This window comes from Solibacillus sp. FSL K6-1554, from assembly GCF_038005185.1.
Lineage (GTDB): Bacteria > Bacillota > Bacilli > Bacillales_A > Planococcaceae > Solibacillus > Solibacillus silvestris.
Map to the genome: position 1 here is coordinate 1,834,302 of NZ_JBBOSS010000001.1, position 19,903 is coordinate 1,854,204.

The window sequence follows — 19,903 nt, forward strand, 5'->3', positions numbered from 1 at the left end:
AGTTAAGATTTAAAGTTTGCGAAACGAACCGAAATCTGGACAGTAAAAGAATGGGTAGAATAGCATCCTTTTCATTGAAACATCTGGTATCTAAAGGAATTCTACAAAAAATATGGTATTATTCTGGTAAGCGCAAGATGAGAAATTAAAAGAGATACCTAATGTTAAACCTAACGGGCAGGTTATTTGAATCATCACATGTTGAGGAAGGCGGGGGAATATGGGTAGTTTTAATACTTTTAAAGACAGACGTTACTGGATTCTATTGATGCCATTCCTAATCACTATGGTCTTATACGTTTATTTTACCCCTAAGAATGTTCTTGAAAAATCGTATGTTTCAACACTTTCAATTCTTATTTTTCCAACATTATTTTGGTCTACATACCATCTTTGGAAATATTTTGGCGATAAAAAGAAGCGGGATAGTATAGATGAACGTGGTGACTTATGACGTATGTGATTTTTATTAGTAAAACTTTTTTATTGTAAACATCAATTAGCCCCCAACTTAAATTTACTTTAAATGGGGGCATGCTGTTATTGGCGCTTCTTCGTTTTCTTATTGTTCAGTCTCTCTGCAGCTGTCAAAGGTTCGTTGGCAAGTTCGTGATCAAGCTCCTTTGATAAATTCTTTCGTACTGCTTGCTCATCACTAGTGCTGCGAGTGCTTTTATTGTTATTACTCACTATATACACCTCCATGATGTTAGTTTGCCACGTGATGTCATGAATATGCATTTCAGTTAAACGTACAACAACGCTGCATTATATATTTAAAATTTTAAAATAATAGTCTTCGTGAAATTGTTTAACAAACAAAGCCAGCTATTGGAGGGGAATTTATTTGAATAAAGGAAAGGTTGGGGTAACTCTAGGGGTTTTTTCTCAATAACCGGTAATCGTTAGTATTATTTATTTCTTTTCTGTACGAGGACCGGAAGCTGATATTTATCGTATCATTACGGTGTTAACCGTTTTATCATTTATTGGTCTTATAACTGCTGGATTCTCGTCATGGATATCGAAGGGGCGCATGAGCAAATTATTAATCGGTTTGATAGGAATCATCGCAAATCTGGCCGTTTTAGCTGTTGCATTTCTTTTATTATTAGCCATGGGAATTAGCGAACCATAATAATTTTTAATTGAAGAGAGAATTACTATTATGAATTATGGAGGCATCATAATGTGGTTAGCAATAAGTATTATTGCAATAGTAGCAACTTTTATAAATCTGTATATGTATATGACAGGTAAAGATTACAAACTTGCGATGGCAATAGGGTTATCATTTACAGCATTAACACTTTGTGCAGAATACAGTCTTGCAGCGGATTGGGTGGAAGTGAAAGATTGGGCAGCGTTAGAAGATGTAGTACCCACTATGGAAAGGGCATTATGGTTTTTGACGATTGTTTCAATCTTTCTCAATATTGCACCTATCCTTTTAGAACGAAAGCGTAAGAAATAAATTACTTATTGTTGCATATTGCTTTTATGAGGTTTAGCGCGATCTTACAGCCAGGTGGTTAAATGAATGGACGTTTACTAAGAAACGAGGGAATGTATTTGAAAAGGTTATTTACTTTAATGTTAGTTGCTGGCATCCTTTTAGCAGCTTGTAATTCTTCACAGTTGAGTATTCGTGAATTGGAAAGTGTTCCTAGCAAAGTACAAGATGTCATCAACTCTGATTCTACCCTGCAAATGATTACTAGTGGAGAAAAGAACACCTACATTGTTTTTCACTCAACAGAAGAAGTTTCAGTTGAACTTGAAGTGACAGAGAATATATTAAATATAAAATTTAATACAACCAATCATGGTAATACTGAGTTAAAACAGTATGTTTATCAATTACATGGTGAGGATTCAGAACATGATACATTTAATGTGCTAGTTAACGGGGAAAATGCGCCTTTTGATGGAGGTATGACGATTTTATAAAATATTTATTTGTAATTTTTTGCTTAAGATCTATAGCGATGAAAAAACAGTTTTCCTATCATAATGGAAAACTGTTTTTTGAGTTTGTATAACCATTAATTTTACAAATCAGCACACAGTACAAAACTATTCAGCGATAGGGGAGGCTTTGCTTGCTCATTCATTAAATAGGCATAACTATGAATTAATGACTGAATTTTTGTGGGAACCTCCGGGAATTCATTTAACAAATAATTGCTATAGTCGACTTCCCAAAGCCCGTCCTGTAAATAGCTGGCATCGACTGTTTGTTCTAAGGTGATTAAAAAGCCTTCACTATGCATAAGTTCCTTTATTTGCGTTTTATGAAAGAGATTCTGGATATTCCCATCATTTTCTGCAAAAGCTGTATAAAGCAATGCAATATTGGCTGCGCAAAAATGGGCACGCTGGGACTCCAATGTATAATCGATGTCCCACTCAGCAAAACAGATCCGGTCAGCGACTTGCTTGATTTTTTGTAAATAATTTTTCAACAGTTCGATACTTTCGAAATACCATGAACAATGGGATAGAACGATAACATCAAATTTTTCATCGAACGCCATTTGCAAAAAGTCTGTTTCAAAGTGGAAGTCGATTCGCTGTCCTAAAGGCGATTGTGAAATAGTTTCCGCTGCTTCGCCTAATGTAATTGGTGCACCGTATTCCGGAGATGCGATATCGATTGCAACAATATGTCCTGTTTCTCCGACGGCATCCGCCAGTACTACTGCAGTATCTCCCTGACCGCACCCGATTTCCAGTACCTTCATGCCTTTTTTTACTTGAAAGGTTTTTACCAGTTCAATACGATGTGTTAATTGTGTACGTTGGATTGTATCGTCTCCGATGATTTTCATGCACTTTAATAAATGTTCCAATGTTTTCAGCTCCAATAATGATTGATTATTGAGCACAATTTTTGGCTCAATATTATTTCTGAACGTTCAACCATTTCTCTAACATCAATTCATCGACTCCTTTTTAATAATTCTATTAAAACATTATGATGAGTCAGTGGACAATAGTTATTTAAAAATAAGGGCAAAATTAATATTTAAGGGGTTTACAACGGAATATTTTATTAAATTCTCTTAAAAACCGAACGTTTATGTTAAATTAAAATAAAATATTCGTTTTATGGTTGACAACGTTTTCATTGTTTTGTAAAGTAACAGATGTCGAATGATTATTATAAAAAACACGAAAAATGTTCGTATTTAGGAGTGTAGTGAAATGATAGATACAGTTTTTGATTATGAAGATATTCAATTAATCCCTGCAAAGTGCATAGTGAAAAGTCGTACAGAATGCGATGCAACCGTTACTTTGGGAAATCATACATTTAAACTTCCGGTAGTTCCGGCAAATATGCAAACAATTATTGATGAGCAATTAGCAGAAAAATTAGCTGCACAAGGCTATTTCTATATTATGCACCGTTTCCAGCCTGAAAAGCGTGCGCAATTTATTCGCGATATGCAAAGTAAGGGATATATTGCCTCAATTTCTGTTGGTGTGAAAGATGAGGAATATACATTTATCGAAGAACTGAAAGATGCTCAGCTTGTACCGGACTATATTACGATCGATATCGCACATGGTCATTCAAACCAAGTCATCGAAATGATCGGCCACATTAAAAAACATTTACCAAACAGCTTTGTGATTGCAGGAAATGTCGGTACACCGGAAGCAGTTCGTGACCTTGAAAATGCTGGAGCTGATGCGACAAAAGTTGGGATTGGTCCAGGTAAAGTATGTATTACGAAAATTAAAACTGGCTTTGGTACAGGTGGCTGGCAGTTAGCGGCACTTCGCTGGTGTGCAAAAGCGGCTTCAAAACCGATTATCGCGGACGGCGGTATTCGTACACATGGCGACATTGCAAAATCAGTGCGTTTCGGTGCATCAATGGTAATGATCGGTTCACTATTTGCAGGTCATGAAGAATCACCAGGTCAAACAGTGGAAATCGATGGCAAACAAGTGAAAGAATATTTCGGTTCTGCATCAGAATTCCAAAAAGGTGAGCGCAAAAACGTAGAAGGCAAAAAAATGTACGTTGACTCAAAAGGTTCGATTTTCGATACATTAACTGAAATGGAACAAGATCTACAGTCATCAATCTCATATGCTGGCGGCAAAACGCTATCGGCGATTCGTAATGTAGATTATGCAATTGTTAAAAATTCGATTTTCAATGGTGATAAAATTTAATTTTCTTCAGTGTGCTAAATGAAGTTAGCCCTAATGGTTGCCAATGATTCGGTTACTTTGTGTGAGCCCAAAGCCGAATCGAGATGCCAATACATGAGTATGTAATTTTTAAATTTTCTGATAATAAAGGTTGACATTTTATTTCATTGCCGGTAAACTTCATTTCAAGGTAATATCTAGGCAATGATTGGAAGCAGTAAATAGCTTGTATACTTTTAGAGAGCCAGTGGGTGGTGCAAACTGGCAGATACAACTGTTGAACTCGTCCATGAGCTACGACCTGAAATTAGAGTAGGGAAGTCGGAAGTCTCCGTTAAAAGACTGGCAAATGATTTGTCGTTAAGTGGAATGTTTCAGCAATGGACATTCAATTTAGAGTGGTACCGCGAGTTTAACCTCGTCTCTATGGAATTTTTCATAGAGACGAGTTTTTTTTATTTTTATTTACTGTTTAAAAATCAATTTGAGAAGAAAAGGGGAAATGAAAATGAGCAGAAAAATTTGGGTTTTTGATACAACATTACGTGATGGTGAGCAAGTGCCTGGGGCTAAACTAAATTTATATGAAAAAGTGGAAATTGCCCAGCAGTTAAAAAAGCTCGGTGTTGATATTATTGAAGCCGGATTCCCAGCGTCTTCACAAGGTGATTTTGATGCGGTAAAAGCTGTGGCGCAAAAGGTCGGCCATAATTCCAATATGATGATTACGGCACTTGCTCGTGCTGTAAAAGATGACATTGATTCTGTTTACAATGCAGTCAAATATGCAAATAATCCGATGATTCATATGGTTCTAGGGACATCCGATATTCATGTGGAGAAAAAGTTCAGTAAATCGAAGGACCAGATTCTGCAAATCGGTGTAGACGCAGTGAAATATGCGAAAACGTTACTGCCGCAAGTACAATATTCAACAGAGGATGCATCCCGCTCTGATTTTGAATACCTTTGGAAAACGATTGAAGCGGTTATGAAGGCCGGAGCTACGATAATTAACGTACCGGATACAGTCGGGTACGCAGAGCCGGAACAATGGGGTGAAATGATTGCCAAGCTGAATTATCGAATGAAAAACCTGGATGATTCTGTGCTGCTTTCAGTTCACTGCCACAACGATTTAGGGATGGCTACTGCCAATACATTAGCAGCGATCAAAAACGGTGCAGATAAAGTAGAAGTGACAATGAACGGTATTGGCGAACGTGCCGGAAACGCGGCATTAGAAGAAGTGGTTATGGCAATTAAAACACGTGGGGACGTTTACGATGTGTTCACAGATATTAATACAAAGGAAATAATGAATACATCTCGCTTAGTGTCGAGCTTTATGGGACTGGATGTCCAAGTAAACAAAGCGATTACAGGTGACAATGCTTTCGCCCATTCATCAGGTATTCACCAGGATGGCTTACTGAAATCACGTGATGCTTATGAAATCGTTCATCCGGAAGATGTAGGCCTTAATGATATGGAACTTGTATTAACAGCACGCTCTGGTCGTCATGCAGTAAAAAATGCACTGTCTAAATTAGGCTTTGATGATTTTGCGGAAGAAGAGTTTGAAGGCATTTTTGAAAGCTTCCTAAAGCTGGCTGATTCGAAAAAAGAAGTTTACAATCATGATTTATATGTCATCGTTGAAAACTACTATGAAAAAACAGAAAAGAACAATCCGAATAAAGAATCATACTCTGACCAGTTTTATGATATTGAAGATTTACAGATTATTTCAAACGCTGCTTTCCCGTCTGCCAGCGTAAAAATCCGCCGCGGAGAAGATATTTTCAAATCAAGTGCGGTCGGCTCCGGTCCGATCGATGCCCTTTACTCAGCTATTGCGGATGTTACTGGAATCAAGGTAAAGCTTGTTGAGTACAATATCAGCTCCGTATCACGCGGCCAAGAAGCATTAGGGAAAGTTAAAATCTTTATCGAATACGGCGGGGAAAACTATATCGCAAAAGCAGCAGATACTGATATTTTAAAAGCTTCTGCAATGGCTTACATTAATGCGGTAAACAGCGTCATCGTAGCAAAAATCGCCCCGCAACCCGTTACGACGACAGCTACAGTTTAGTTAAACAGGTAAAAGTGAAAAGGATTTAAAAATTAGAGGCAGTTCGAATTTTACGACAAGTAAAGTTTGGACTGCTTTTTAGTTGATTATTATTCTTAGACTGCAATACCAACTGACTATATGTAAAAGAAAAAGGTAGTGCCACTTAAAATTTTAAATGGCACTACCTTATTAAACTATTATTATTTATTAAACTGTTCCATTAAAAGACGGTAGCTGTTCAGACGTTGATCGATCGTATATAAGTTACAGTTGATCATTGCTTCATCAAAGCCATAATAGGCCTGTTCTTCTCGAATCTGATTTGCAACATCCTCAGCAGAACCGATCAGCATAAGCGGACGATTTTGCTCCAAAATCATTTTATCCATCTCAGTTAGCGGATAGTCATTTGCTTCTTCAGGAGAAAGTACGCTTAGTAGCTTACCGCGCATTAAGTTCAGGCGGGTAATTTGCATCGGCATCGATAAGTATTCCGCTTCTTCCGCCGTCTCAGCTACACTGATAGCATAAGTTGTAATAATTTGCGGTTGTTCCATAAAGTATGATGGCTGGAAACTGTTACGGTACGCATCAAAAATTCCTTTTGACATTTGTCCATTGAAGAACTGGGCAAATGAATAGCCAACACCGGCTTCACCGGCTTTTTTCGCGCTTTGTCCGCTTGATCCAAGCAGCCAGCTTTGCGGCAGCTGAACTTTAAATGGAACTGCTACGACATTATCATAAACAGCTTCACCAGTACGCTGTTCATTCATTAAACGTAAAATGACTTCAAGTTTATCATATTGTTCTGTCAGATCCGGTCTGCGTCCACTTGCAAGTGCGGTCATTGCCGGCATATCCCCGCCAGGAGCACGGCCTGCACCGAAATCAATACGTCCTGGTGCCAGTGCTGCCAATGTTTTAAATACTTCTGCCACTTTAAATGGAGAATAATGCATCATCATAATGCCACCCGTTCCGACACGGATGCGTTCTGTTTTCGCAGCTATATAAGCAGCGGTTACTTCAGGAGCAGAGCTGGCAAGGGAAGTCGTGTTATGGTGTTCTGCAAACCAGATTCGTTCATAACCTTGCTCATCACCAAGTTGGGCAAGCTTCACTGCATTAGCAAGTGCTTCTGCTGATGTCATGCCTTTTGAAATGGGTACTTGATCTAATATACTAAGTTTCATCGAAATTCACCTCAACTGTTCGTTACAGTTTACGATAACGAATTGGACCCGAAATGTAAAATTATTGGCCTCTCGTATAGGCTTTAATGATCGCAAGACGTTCGCGAATACGGGATTTTGTATTGATGACTTTCGGGGTAGGGGCTGCTACGACATCCGCCTTTAAACCGAGCTTGCGGGCAAGAATTGTTGCACGTTTCAAGTGAAAATCATTTGAAATAATCGTGATGCTCGCGGTATTATCGGGCAATAGTTTTTTTGCGAATAACAGATTTTCATAAGTCGTTGTAGACTGATCTTCCAGTGAGATTCTATTTTCAGCAACCCCATGTTTGATTAAATAGTCAGCCATGACCGACGCTTCCGTACGATCCTCATCAGCACCCTGGCCACCTGTAACAATCGCTTTTACAGTGGGATATCTTTTCAAATAATCCACTGCCGCATCTAAACGGTTTTTTAAAGACTGGGAAGGGATGCCGCCTGGTTTCACTTTTGCTCCTAAAATGACAACATATTCATTTGAACCATCTGCCTCATTTTTTAACACAGCATTCATTTCATGGTCGAGCCAGTAGAAAATTAACACGAGTATAATTAGAATAAATAATAGTGCAAAAATAATTCTTTTCAAAAAAATCCCCCCTTTATATAGTATACGGTGCATAAAGGGGGAATGTTTCGCTATTGCGGAACAATTATGAAATTGCCTCTTTTTCTTTTCGAATGACTCTGCGCTGTTGTCGCACTTGTATAGATAAGTAATTGATATAGCGGATTAAAACGTAAAATACAATAATTGCCGAGAATGTTAACTGAAAATAAAAATACGTTTCAAGCCAATTCGTCGACAACCCATTTTGTTCAAAATAGTGAATGACACCATTAGTTGCTGTAGCAGAAATGACTAATGGGAATGTAAAGGCCGCATAGCTCGGATAAAAGGGAAGCTGCAATGCGCTGGGTAATTTCGACAATACTAAAAGATACAAGATTTGCGCGACGATGAATAATGTCAAAACAATACCGAATCGACTTTCAAACTGCTGGAAGTAAGCGGCTAAACTAATCGAAGCGGGCGCGGTTAAAATTGTTAGCATCGGAATTGTCGGCTCCGGCAAATCCTTTCTTACAAAACCGCGCAAAATAAGAATCGGCACTAAAACAATTAAGGCACATACCGCAAAAATCACGATGGCTTTTGTGAAGATTCCTGAAAGATCACTCGCCGTTAATGGCATAACAGCTGTCCCGACAAACATGATTAGCCAGCTTGGATAAATATCGGAAATCGTGATCCGTTTTTTCCAAATAAATGTTCGAACAAAATAAAAAATAATAAACACTTGAGTCGTCGCAGCCAAAATCCAGATCATATGTATAACGAATTCATGTACACCGTAATAGTGCAACCCGCTGCTTATTGATAAAGTACCCATCGTAAAAGTGGGGGATACCGATGCAATGATCGGGTTTTGCATTTCTGTAAGGATACTGGAAAACGCAAAGATTAGTTTGCCAATGATTAATAGAAATAAAAAGATTCCTATAAAAAAACAGACATGACCGAAAGCGGTTTGGCCCATACTTAAAAATAAATTTCCCAATGAAACCAATCCGAGCATCAGCCCACTGATCGGAATTGGGACTACTTGAAATAAATTTCTCATAATGGCCTCCAAATATAACAACAATGTGCACAATCTATGAAAATATTCATAAAATGTACACATTGCTTCTAGTACCTCTATTCTACTGCGTAATTTTTAATCCGACAACCGCAATAATAATAAACGAAATAAACAGAATTCGTTTCCAGTCTTTTGATTCATGATAGAGGAACATTCCGACAAGGGTACCGCCAACCGTACCAATTCCTGTCCATACAGCATAGGCAACCCCCATCGGCAATTCTTTCATCGCCATTGAAAGGAGCGAAAAACTAAAAATAAAGGAACCGATTAGAAACGCATAGGAGCCAAGTGACTTTTTCTGGGCAACTTTGTTCATTCCGATGACGCCACCGACTTCAAAAAGTCCGGCAAAAATTAAATAGACCCAAGCCATTATGCATCCCTCGTTTCTTCTGGTTCATTTGAAATCAATTTAAGTCCAATGACACCGATTAATAATAATCCAATAAAGCCGATTTTCGTTAAGCTGAACGGCTCGTTGAAAATGACCGTTTCCGCAATGACCGTACCGGCAGTACCGATCCCGGTAAAGACCGCATAAACGGTAGCAACCGGCAATTTCTCCGTAGCGATGATTAAAATATAAAACGATAAAACGATCAATGCGGCAACACCGACCCAAAGCCACAATGAGTTTGCATATTTCAGTCCCATTGCCCAAACAATCTCAATGATGCCTGCCAATAGGACGAGTATCCAGTATTTTGTCATGATGTGTACACCTCAGCTCTTAATTCCTCTGTAAAATATTGTCCATCCAGCCTGCAGCCGCCTTTCGCAACGTTCACTGCCACCATAAAGCATTTCGACATAAAGACTATCAAGTAATGCCAAAAAACCGATTGCTGCATCGTTAGCGGAAACGGAAAGTGTTTGTACTTTTAAATAATCCGTGAAAAGCCTTTCCAATTCGTCCAAATAAATATACGTTTGCTCACTTAACTGTTGCTCCAAATGCTGGGGCATTAAGAAAATCGAGCGCATGAAAAATTTAGTTTCGGCTATAGTTTCAAAGCGCTCCTGAAAAGACTGCAGAAATGGCAGCAATACTTTCTCGACAGGAAGTTGTTGGTGTTTAGCGATAAATTCTTTTGCAAACAACAGCTCAGCCTCCATTGCCTGTTTCGAAATCGTTAAGTAAAGAGCATCTTTACTTTTAAAATACGTATAAATGGATTGTTTACGTATTCCTACTTCTTCTGCGATTTGGGCCAACGATCCGCCGCTGTATCCGTGTTCGCTGAAATTAAGCAGAGCGGCCTGTATAATTTTCTCTTTTGTCACATGTTCACCTTCCTGACGTTCGTAAGGTAAGGATAACAAAAATTATTTGCGATTGCAAACGAGTTGGATTACAGTGGATTAAAAGAGGTGAGGACATGGAGCGTTGCAGTTGGGTGAAGCTGGATGAACCTATCTATGTGAAATATCATGACGAAGAGTGGGGCGTACCCGTTTATGATGACCGGAAGCTGTTTGAAATGCTCTGTTTGGAAGGGGCACAGGCAGGCTTAAGCTGGCTGACTATTTTAAAAAGAAGAGAAGGCTATTTGGCTGCTTTTGATCAGTTCGATGCGGAAAAGATAGTACAATATGATGAAGAAAAACTTGAAGCATTAAGAAATGACGAACGCATTATCCGCAATCGGTTGAAAATTAAAAGTGTTGTGACGAATGCCGAAAGCTTCTTGGCCATTCAAAAACAATACGGTTCCTTTTCAAACTATATTTGGTCATTTGTCGACGGCAAGCCAATGATCAATTCGTGGGAATCATTCGGACAAGTCCCCATTACAACAGAAATAAGCGACCGGATGAGCAAGCAACTGAAAAAAGACGGCTTTAAATTCGTCGGCAGCACGATCTGCTATTCCTATATGCAGGCAGTCGGCATGGTGAACGACCATACAGCAAATTGCCACTGTTATAAAAGGTAAAAGAGGGGGCGGGCTCCAACAGGAAACGAATGCGGAGTTTCTAACCCCAGTTTTTAGAAATAATCGATTTGAGGATTATATACTTGAAAGTGAGGATTAACAAACAAGAATTGGGGATTATGCAAAAGCAAGTGAGGATTATATAGCCGGAAGTGAGGATTATATTTTGGATCAGCATAATTTAACCAGATAACTTTTAAAATAGGCTGTGGCAGAAGTTTAAGGTACATTCGGTTCTGCAGATATTAAAACAGCCTTTTTACTTTTCTTGACTTCGTAATTAAAAAAATATTCTTTCTCTACTTCAAAAGAATAATCATTAGTTTTGGGAATAACGATTTCTTTTGTTTCTCCACCCCAATTTCGAATGATAATTGAATTCACCTTAATTTTCTTCACAGTAGCAAACTCTGCAACTACAGTATTGCTGCAACCAAACCAAATAATAACAGGAACAATGAGTAATAAAAGTAGTTTTTTCAAAATTATCTCCTCTGTAAGTATTTTAATAATTTATCTACGCATTCACGTTAAATAAAATGAGAACAATAAATGTTGAAAAAGGGATACAGTTAATAGAATTGCCGATAAAGTTCCTGCGGATAATAAAGTGATCATCTTTCGTTTGTTCACCTCTTTTGTAGGCTTTGTAGCTTCTTTAGATACAGTAATCCATATCATAGTTGAAACTATGGCTAGTATTATTAGAGCATCATTGGACATAAATAGTTCCTCCATAGGAAGTCTAGTTTTTAATCGCGTCTTCTACATATGCCAAAAAATTATCATAGTTGGAATTGCCATCAAAGTATTGCTTCACTTCATAAATTGGACACAATACGTGATCCAATTTTTTAGAATAAAGAACAGATTCATCGTCTACACTCAATACATAATTATTTAAATGTATGGTATTTTCTTGAATCGAATTAAAATCAAACCAGCGATATTTCCCGTCTTTGTGATTTTTAATTACTTCGCCTAAATAGGCACCAATACGTGTGATGAAATTTTCTGAATGCTCTTTTAAAAGCTGCTGTCCAAATTCTGTATGGATTAACCGTTCAGCATACTCCTTAACGAGACGAACACTATCTATTGAAAAATCCAAATTAGCTTTCGTTAAATGCTCCTGATCCCATTGATCTGGTGAAACATCTTTAAATAACAATTCCGCATTAGATTTCTTACCATTTTTAATTAGTTTAGGCTTTAAGAAAAACACAGTTCCCACCTCATCCTGAATTTGACATGTTGACCCCAATTATATCAGATATACATAAAAAAAAGACAAAACATATTATTCGCTCTAAAAATGTTTTGTCTTTTCTCTGTTTAGTTTTCCCTTACTTCACAAGCATTGCAGGGCATTGAACGCGCTTCATCACTTTATGCGACACGCTGCCTAATACCATTTCTTGCAGACTGTTTAACCCGCGGCTGCCGATTACGACCAAATCCACATTTTGTGTGTTGGCATATTTGATGATTTCAGGTCCTGGTGAGCCATGAATGATTTCCACTTTATAGCGAACTTGATGCTCGTTGAACAATTCCTCAATTGGCACAAGCTTTCGACGGCGTTCCATGTATAGACTTTCATTGGAACTTGAATGAAGTACATCCGTTTTTGCTTTTTCCATATCAATAATAAAAATGATCGTCACCAATGTTTCGGCATGTACTTGTGCTATTTTTAAAGCTTCTTTTGCAGCACGTATCGAGTTTTGTGAACCATCAGCGGCCAGTAAAATATGTTGATACATACGCCACCTCCTAATCGATTAATGTCGTACCGGTTAACTTCTTCAACAGCTGTTTACTTGATTCATCAATATTCAAGTAGGTTACTTCTATATTTTTCGCTTTCAGCTGGTCCTTTACCTTCATTAAAGCACCGATTGCCGAATCATCCCACACTTTACATTGTGAAAAGTCGATTTCGATGGAAGAATGATCATTTTGAACCGATTTGAAATGGTCGATAAAGCCTTCCGTAGAAGCGAAGAATAGTTGCCCTTTGACAAAGTATGTTTTCCCTTGTTGTGAAATACTTACCCGTGAAATTTCGTTGACGAAAAACAGCGCACTGACAATAATACCGGCTACAACACCTAACGCTAAGTTATGTGTATACAGGACAACCGCGATTGTCAGAAGCATAACAAATACATCTTTTTTCGGTGCTGTCACAGCGTATTTGAATGATTGCCAGTCGAATTGAGTAATACATACAACAACCATTACACCGGCCAGCACCGGCATAGGTATTTGTACAACATAATCACCTAAAACGAGAATTAAAAACATTAAAAACACACCGGCTACAAAAGTGGAAAGTCGGCCGCGTGCACCGGATTTTACGTTAATGACAGACTGGCCGATCATTGCACAGCCGGCCATACCACCGAAGAAACCGTTAATCACATTGGCGATTCCTTGTCCGCGTGCTTCTTTGTTTTTATCGCTCTCAGAAGCCGTCATATCATCCAAAATAGAAGCGGTCAGTAATGATTCGACTAGTCCGACAACAGCCAAAGCAAGTGAATACGGCAAAATAATCATCAACGTTTCTAAGTTAAACGGAATATCAGGTATTAAAAATGATGGCAGCGATTGTGTAATCGTGCCCATATCTCCAACCGTATTTAAATTGAAGCCTGAATAAATGGCTACTGCCGATAAAATTACAACAGCAATAAGAGGGGCAGGGATACCTTTAATGACAAAAGGAATTGCGTAAATAAGAGCAATTGTCGCTAAAAGAAACGCCCATGTGACGATATCGCCACCGATAAAGTGCGGTGTTTGGGCGATGAATACCAAAATCGCCAATGAGTTAACAAAGCCGATCATGACCGCATTTGGAATAAACTTCATTAGGCGTGCAATTTTCAGCAATCCAAATATGATTTGAATGATACCAGTTAAAATTGTTGCAGCGAGTAAATACTGCAATCCATGGTCTTTTACAAGTGAAACGATCACAAGTGCCATCGCTCCTGTTGCAGCGGAAATCATCGCAGGTCGACCACCGACAAAGCTGATTGTTACAGCGATGACAAATGAGGCATAGAGACCGACCATCGGATCTACACCGGCTAAAATAGAAAAAGCAATTGCTTCAGGGATGAGGGCCAGTGCGACAACAAGTCCTGCCAGCACATCTGAGCGTACATTCCCAAACCATTGCTCACGGATATTGTACATATATTGTGTAGCTCCTTTTAAATATTCTTCTTCTATAATAGCATGCAAACAATGTCGAGCAATAGCAACATTATGATGAAATTTAATTTACTCAAGAAAATTTCCATGTGTTAATACCTAGTCATTGTTTTGTCGATTAAGTATGAGGAACCAATTATTTCGTTTTTCGTAATTACTTGTCCGTGTTGAAATCACTGCGTTTATAATAGAATAATAATCGATTGTAAAGGAGTGACCCGTATGACTGAGCGATTCAGCGAACAGCTAAACAACTTTGATGAACACAATCCGTTGGAACAATTAATTGAACGGCTAAAACCTTTGCATAGTATTCTGTCTCAAAATAGTTATGTAAAAGATACGACTACCCGTTTAAAAAGGATCATTGATGATGCGGACAGTCAGCCAATCGTCCTCTTTATCGGAAAAGAGCGGGTTGGGAAAACGACAGTAATTAACAGTTTAATCGGCAGAAACCTGTTGGAAGACCGCCCTTCAGAACCAACGAGGACAAATACATTTTTGAAATACAGTGATGAGGAATATATAAAAGCTGTTTTTCTGAATGGTATGGAAGTAATATTTGATATTGCCAACCTCTCGCTATTTACTATTTCAAATTCAGAAAGTGCGCAAATAATTCGTAAGCATCTGGATTATTTGGAAGTGTATATAACGTGTGAGTTATTAAAGAAAGTGACCATTGTCGACTCGGTAGCGCTGGAAACAGGCGCAAACAATACGGCCTACTTTTCACCGGCGCTATTACAGCGTAGTGATGAAGTATTCTGGGTGTTACAAGCGGGTTCGCCTGCAACAGAAGCAGAAGTGAATTTTATCGAACAACTGAACAAGACGGGGATAACGGCCCATTTAGTCGTAAACGGGATTGATCGGGTAGATGGGGAAGTGGAAGCCTTTCTTGAAGTGGAGAAAGAACGTTACGGCTACTATATTGGGGAGGATGTACCAGTTTCTGCTTTACAGGCACAAGAAGCCCGTAAGACGAACAGTACACAGCTGCTCATTGATTCCCGAATAACACAGCTGTCACAACTCATGTTCCAGTTAATTGATAACAAGCAGAAGAAGACACGCCATACGACGGAGCGGTTTTTACAATGGCTGGAACGATTGCGAGTAGAAATGAATACAATTCCGGCAAGAGAACCGTATGTATCGGCGTTTGAATATATCGTACATCATCAAGGCAATCTTCATATTGATGCCGCTCAATTACAACAGGATAAAGCGCTCATTACTTCCTTTGAAAAACAATATGAAACTGTTAGTAAAGTGTTCAAAGAAGTACAAACGCTTTTTCAGCTGTTGCAGACACTGGAGAGCTATTCCTATCTACATGACCCCGTCGTGGACATGTATGAGGAAACGGCAGCGCTTTATCAAAAAAATGTACGTGATTACCGAAAATTGCATGTAGATTACATGATGGAATATGGCCAATTGGAGAAGCTATTCAAAAAGCAAACCGGGATGTCGCTAGCATTTCCATTGGAAGAGAGTGAACTTTCGTTGATAGTATCCGAGCAAATTCAAACATTGAATAGAATCCAGACAGAATGTGAACAGAAATTGATGTATATAAAAAAATACGAACAATTTATCCTGGAAAAACTGGATTCAGTCCAAGCCCGGCTGAACGATCTGACAAAAAAGCAACTGACAACAATACGTAATCAGGTGAAAGAACTGGAAGCCCAACAAAATCTTGAACGGTCCAAAATGATATCATATACGAATAAACTGGCGGAATTCAGCTGTATGGCCGAAGCACAAAGCTTTCTGAAAGCTGCGATAGAGCCCCTTTTATTGGAGAGAGTGCTGCCGATTAAAAAGCAGGAAGAAGCATACATCCGACAGACGGTTGAACATATTATGACGGCAGATTATTCATATGAAGCCCCAGCAGTAGCAGACTCGGGTGAAATGCTGGCACAGCTGAATTTGAAAGAAAAATACCCCCTGTTTGAGTTGCGGTTGTCCGAAGAAGATATCGTTTCGGACATTCCGGAATTACCGGGAATAATCGAAATCTAAAAAAACGGCTGCGCGGAAATTCATCCCGTGCAGCTATTTGCATGTAACGCCCCTCTGCGATTTCCTTGCAAACAATAGCCTTTGCAATACAACTGTTTTATGAGAAAATTGAACTCGCAGAAAGGAAGTATTTAAATGAATACAATTTTTAAACCGCATGATGAGTGGGAACCATATATTGATATCGATCAACATGGTAAATTAACTTTATCGAATATAGAGTTTACAACAACAAACTTATGTAATATGAGATGCTCGCACTGTGCAGTAGGCTATACATTACTAACGAAAGAGTTACCGGCCATTCCGGCAGACGAAATCATCCGTAAATTGGATGAAGTTGAAACATTACGCACGATGAGCTTTACAGGCGGGGAACCTTTATTAACGAAAAAGGGAATTAAAGATAATCTGTTACCATTATTGAAATATGCGAAAAGCAGGGGGATCAAGACACAGATCAACTCCAACCTCACTTTGCCGATGTCACATTATGAGCTGGTTGCACCTTATTTAGATGTCATGCACATATCACACAACTGGTGTGATGAAAAAGAATTTGTTGAAACAGGATTCGCTATGATGGAAAAAACGCCGTCAGTTGAATATAGAGGGAATTTATATCGTAATATTTTTGACAATGCAAGAGAACTGTCAAAAGGCGGCATGTTTGTATCCGCCGAAACAATGCTAAACCGTAACACAGTGCCATTTATGGAGAAAATTCATCATGAAGTGGCAAATGAAATGCTATGTAAGCGTCATGAGATTCATCCGATGTACGCCAGCGATTTTGCTGAAAGTTTAGAAACGATCGGTTTGGATGAATACAGAAAAGTAATCAACGAAATTCTCGATTACCGAAATAAAGATATTTGGGTATTATTCGGAACAATGCCATTCTATCCGTGCAGCCGTGATGAGCGTGATCTAGCATTAATCAAAAGAATCAATAACGCATCAAATACGACAATGAGAAACGATGTGGATGGTCGTTCAAGAATGAATCTCAATATTTTCTCCGGTGATATTTCGGTTACCGATTTCTCGGATGACGGTCAGGCGTTCGGCAATATTAAAAATGAATCATTGACTCAAATTTATAAGAGATGGCTAGATTCAAATATTTCTAAATCGATCAATTGCCATTGTCCTGCGGTGAAATGCCTTGGGGCGAATGTTATTGTTAAAAATATGTACTATCCTGAGACAGAATTTGTAAGTGGGAGTATTAAATAAACCTTCATAAATCAGTTTACCCTTCATCCTACATGGAATGAGGGTAAACTGTTTTTTATTGTCCGCAAAAAACTACCTGCAACTGAAAAAAGTTACAGGTAGTAATGACCTAACTGATTTCATCCAAATTCGATGAAATTTCGCTGTTATTTTCACTGTAAAACTTTGAACCGAACGAATTGTCGACCATTGTTTCAGACAGATAAATTTTCGAGAAGTTGACCGCTTGGATATTGAAATCAAATTTCGCATTTTGGATAATGCATTTCGAAGCATGGAGAACCGATTTATTTTGTACAAAAATATCAGATTCATGGCCTTCGATAATTTGTGTGGCGTTCACCTCCGCAGAAGATTCGGAGTCAATCCATAATTGAGAATACATATGATTGGAAATGAACGAATCTTGAATTAATGCTTCTGCATGGTTTTCAATAATTAAACCATTTCGTTCACCTTCCATCAATTCGCTGTTCTTTAATACAAGAGAGCTGTCATTGACGATGATTTGCGGCATTTTATGACAAGATATTTGGCTATCGATAATATGGACCGATGTATCTTTCATCGCCACAATCCCATTTGTCTCACCGCCGCTAATTTGGGTTTGTTGAATCGTGGCATTTGTATTGCCCACCATTTCAATTTGAATTCCCGTACCATCTTTAACAACCGATTCGGTTACTTCCAGTTCACATTGATCCATGACAAATATACTTTTGCCGCCGACTAATTCACTTTGGTAAATCGTCACAGTACTGTTATTTTTCCCTGCAATATGTGCCAATTCATTGTGATTGAAATGGCAATTGTCCACAGAAGCCTTTGAATGATTGACCGCTAAAATGCCATTCCCTTTATTATGATGCACTGTTGTGTTTAAAAGGAATAGTTCTGCCTCCATCACCGTTAGCGCTGCGTTTTTATGTCCTGTAATCGTACTGGAAACAATCGAACACGAAGCCCCTTTTTCCGTATAGATCCCAATCTGTTTGCCTTCCTGAATCGTCGCATCTTTTATTGTACAAATGGAGTTTTCGGTAATGAAAAGCTGTGGCAGCACATTATATGCAAAGACCGTACTGTTGAAGTTTGCAATCGATTTTTCCTTTATATGAATGCCGACCCCTTGGCAACTGTACACCTCACAGTCCGTCATATTGAGTAAAGATTCAAGCAATAACTGGACATTTGCGATTTTATGGAAAGCAATCAATGAATTTTCGATCATTGCTTCCGAACCATCCCGTAAAATAATACCGGATTCATTGCCGTATTGAATTTTGCAATCTGTTACGTTTAGGGAACTTTTTTGCATCCAGATTTGGGGAAGGCGATGGTGCTGTATAGCTGTTTTTATTAAATGAATGTTTGAATGGTCTGATGCATATATACCATTACCTTCGCCGTGCATGATTTCGCTGTCGTTCATTTCCAATGAGGCATGGTCTTGAATAATGAGCTGGGTGCCGGAATGATGCTGGACTTTTACATGAGTCAAATAAGCCTTTGCATGAGATTTTACCCAAAGTGCCTGATTTGCTTTTGAAAGTGTACAATCTGTTAAATGAATTGTTGAATTTTCCGCTAATATATGGACTTTTTTATTATTTTCAAAATGACAATTTTCCAAATGGGCCTCACTATTGTATACCAACGTGACTGCCGCATCAGATGCACCGATGAATGTTGTATTTTCGCATTGTAATGTCCCGCCGTTCAGTGCCAACAGCACATTTGTACGTCCACCTTGAATAACGCAGTTTTTTAATATAATTTTACCTTCGACGTAAATTTGCGTTGTAGGCTGAATTGTCATGTTCTCAAATGTGACGGTCGCACATTCAGCAATCACGATCGTTCCTTTTATACAGACCGTTGCATCATTTGGTGCGGTAATCGTTCTGTTTTCCTCAAAAGTTAAAGTTTCTTTATATGTCCCGGATGCAACGATAATTTCATCATGGTTCATTGTTCGCTGCACCGCTTTTTGAATAGTTTTAATTCGTGAAAAAATTGAAGATGACACTCTTACTAACGCCATACGATTCCTCCTACAAAACATGCTATATCTAATATGTTCACGTAAAATAACAAAATTAATCATTTGTAACTAAAATTGTGTGGAAACATGAAAAAAATTTTTTCCTATGCTCTTACTAAAATAGTGCAAAGTCGCCTGAAATATTCCTAGTTCTTTAGAGGAAGAATTAAGACAAGCAAAGGTTTAAAAATCGTACAGGAAGTGTAACGTTATAAGTAGAGTATTACATAAACGTGCGGGTATACGGAATTACGAAAAGATAGAGGGAAAGGTGG

The 19,903-nt window shown here is 38.5% G+C and carries 20 protein-coding genes and 1 other annotated feature; of the genes, 7 read left to right on the top strand and 13 right to left on the bottom strand.

All coding sequences use genetic code 11. The annotated features are described in order from the left end of the window. Positions 1-540: 540 nt before the first annotated feature. The gene (gene sspO, locus MHB58_RS08965) at positions 541-690 is read right to left on the bottom strand and encodes a small acid-soluble spore protein O (protein ID WP_014823938.1); all 150 of its coding nucleotides are present in this window, start codon (positions 688-690) and stop codon (positions 541-543) included. Positions 691-1,189: 499 nt separating this feature from the next. Between sspO and MHB58_RS08970 the strand changes: the two genes are divergently transcribed. Together MHB58_RS08970 and MHB58_RS08975 are read left to right on the top strand one after the other, a co-directional pair. Further along, positions 1,190-1,474: a hypothetical protein gene (locus MHB58_RS08970; protein WP_014823937.1), complete on the top strand. Its 285-nt coding sequence runs from the start codon at positions 1,190-1,192 to the stop codon at positions 1,472-1,474. A gap of 62 nt (positions 1,475-1,536) precedes the next feature. Beyond that, the gene (locus MHB58_RS08975) at positions 1,537-1,950 is read left to right on the top strand and encodes a hypothetical protein (protein WP_014823936.1); all 414 of its coding nucleotides are present in this window, start codon (positions 1,537-1,539) and stop codon (positions 1,948-1,950) included. Positions 1,951-2,051: 101 nt separating this feature from the next. Here MHB58_RS08975 and MHB58_RS08980 read toward each other — a convergent pair whose 3' ends face one another. Next, positions 2,052-2,852 (bottom strand): SAM-dependent methyltransferase, encoded by an 801-nt coding sequence (locus MHB58_RS08980; protein ID WP_014823935.1) that lies wholly within the window; start codon positions 2,850-2,852, stop codon positions 2,052-2,054. A gap of 358 nt (positions 2,853-3,210) precedes the next feature. On the opposite strand from MHB58_RS08980, the gene guaC reads away from it, so the two are divergent. Next, positions 3,211-4,191, top strand: a complete 981-nt coding sequence (gene guaC / locus MHB58_RS08985) for a GMP reductase (protein WP_039967217.1) — start codon at positions 3,211-3,213, stop codon at positions 4,189-4,191. A 174-nt stretch (positions 4,192-4,365) separates the two neighbouring features. Further along, positions 4,366-4,599 (top strand) — a binding site (T-box leader). 79 nt (positions 4,600-4,678) lie between these two features. Then, on the top strand, positions 4,679-6,268 hold the full coding sequence (locus MHB58_RS08990) for a 2-isopropylmalate synthase (RefSeq protein WP_340735069.1): 1,590 nt from the start codon (positions 4,679-4,681) through the stop codon (positions 6,266-6,268). A gap of 182 nt (positions 6,269-6,450) precedes the next feature. Here the strand turns inward: MHB58_RS08990 and MHB58_RS08995 are convergent, their stop codons facing one another. From MHB58_RS08995 to MHB58_RS09020, 6 genes are all read right to left on the bottom strand, one after another. Continuing rightward, positions 6,451-7,446 carry an LLM class flavin-dependent oxidoreductase gene (locus MHB58_RS08995; RefSeq protein ID WP_014823933.1) on the bottom strand — a complete coding sequence of 332 codons (996 nt, stop codon included), beginning with the start codon at positions 7,444-7,446 and terminating at the stop codon, positions 6,451-6,453. A 61-nt stretch (positions 7,447-7,507) separates the two neighbouring features. Then, positions 7,508-8,080, bottom strand: coding sequence for a YdcF family protein (locus MHB58_RS09000; protein ID WP_014823932.1), 573 nt, complete (start codon positions 8,078-8,080; stop codon positions 7,508-7,510). Positions 8,081-8,144: 64 nt separating this feature from the next. After that, positions 8,145-9,116 (bottom strand): TDT family transporter, encoded by a 972-nt coding sequence (locus tag MHB58_RS09005; protein ID WP_339264474.1) that lies wholly within the window; start codon positions 9,114-9,116, stop codon positions 8,145-8,147. 82 nt (positions 9,117-9,198) lie between these two features. Beyond that, a complete protein-coding gene (locus MHB58_RS09010) occupies positions 9,199-9,513 on the bottom strand; it encodes a DMT family transporter (RefSeq protein WP_014823930.1) in 315 nt (104 codons plus the stop codon). Further along, positions 9,513-9,851, bottom strand: a complete 339-nt coding sequence (locus MHB58_RS09015) for a DMT family transporter (RefSeq protein ID WP_014823929.1) — start codon at positions 9,849-9,851, stop codon at positions 9,513-9,515. The genes MHB58_RS09010 and MHB58_RS09015 overlap by 1 nt, the downstream gene beginning before the upstream one ends. Positions 9,852-9,863: 12 nt before the next feature. Then, positions 9,864-10,424, bottom strand: a complete 561-nt coding sequence (locus tag MHB58_RS09020) for a TetR/AcrR family transcriptional regulator (protein WP_340735070.1) — start codon at positions 10,422-10,424, stop codon at positions 9,864-9,866. Positions 10,425-10,519: 95 nt separating this feature from the next. On the opposite strand from MHB58_RS09020, the gene MHB58_RS09025 reads away from it, so the two are divergent. Next, entirely contained in the window at positions 10,520-11,077 is a 558-nt protein-coding gene (locus tag MHB58_RS09025; protein WP_014823927.1) for a DNA-3-methyladenine glycosylase I, read from the top strand. A gap of 219 nt (positions 11,078-11,296) precedes the next feature. Here the strand turns inward: MHB58_RS09025 and MHB58_RS09030 are convergent, their stop codons facing one another. The 4 genes from MHB58_RS09030 to MHB58_RS09045 form a co-directional block, all read right to left on the bottom strand. Further along, complete coding sequence (locus MHB58_RS09030) at positions 11,297-11,560, bottom strand: hypothetical protein (RefSeq protein ID WP_014823926.1); 264 nt, start codon at positions 11,558-11,560, stop codon at positions 11,297-11,299. Positions 11,561-11,822: 262 nt separating this feature from the next. Beyond that, the gene (locus MHB58_RS09035; protein ID WP_340735071.1) at positions 11,823-12,302 is read right to left on the bottom strand and encodes a hypothetical protein; all 480 of its coding nucleotides are present in this window, start codon (positions 12,300-12,302) and stop codon (positions 11,823-11,825) included. A gap of 121 nt (positions 12,303-12,423) precedes the next feature. Beyond that, positions 12,424-12,843 carry a universal stress protein gene (locus MHB58_RS09040; protein ID WP_008407126.1) on the bottom strand — a complete coding sequence of 140 codons (420 nt, stop codon included), beginning with the start codon at positions 12,841-12,843 and terminating at the stop codon, positions 12,424-12,426. 10 nt (positions 12,844-12,853) lie between these two features. Continuing rightward, positions 12,854-14,287: a SulP family inorganic anion transporter gene (locus MHB58_RS09045; protein WP_065216009.1), complete on the bottom strand. Its 1,434-nt coding sequence runs from the start codon at positions 14,285-14,287 to the stop codon at positions 12,854-12,856. Between the two features lie 240 nt (positions 14,288-14,527). Between MHB58_RS09045 and MHB58_RS09050 the strand changes: the two genes are divergently transcribed. Beyond that, positions 14,528-16,345: a dynamin family protein gene (locus tag MHB58_RS09050; protein WP_014823923.1), complete on the top strand. Its 1,818-nt coding sequence runs from the start codon at positions 14,528-14,530 to the stop codon at positions 16,343-16,345. Between the two features lie 135 nt (positions 16,346-16,480). Next, positions 16,481-17,584 (top strand): radical SAM/CxCxxxxC motif protein YfkAB, encoded by a 1,104-nt coding sequence (gene yfkAB / locus MHB58_RS09055; protein WP_014823922.1) that lies wholly within the window; start codon positions 16,481-16,483, stop codon positions 17,582-17,584. 109 nt (positions 17,585-17,693) lie between these two features. Here the strand turns inward: yfkAB and MHB58_RS09060 are convergent, their stop codons facing one another. Beyond that, complete coding sequence (locus MHB58_RS09060) at positions 17,694-19,628, bottom strand: right-handed parallel beta-helix repeat-containing protein (protein WP_014823921.1); 1,935 nt, start codon at positions 19,626-19,628, stop codon at positions 17,694-17,696. Positions 19,629-19,903: the final 275 nt, after the last annotated feature.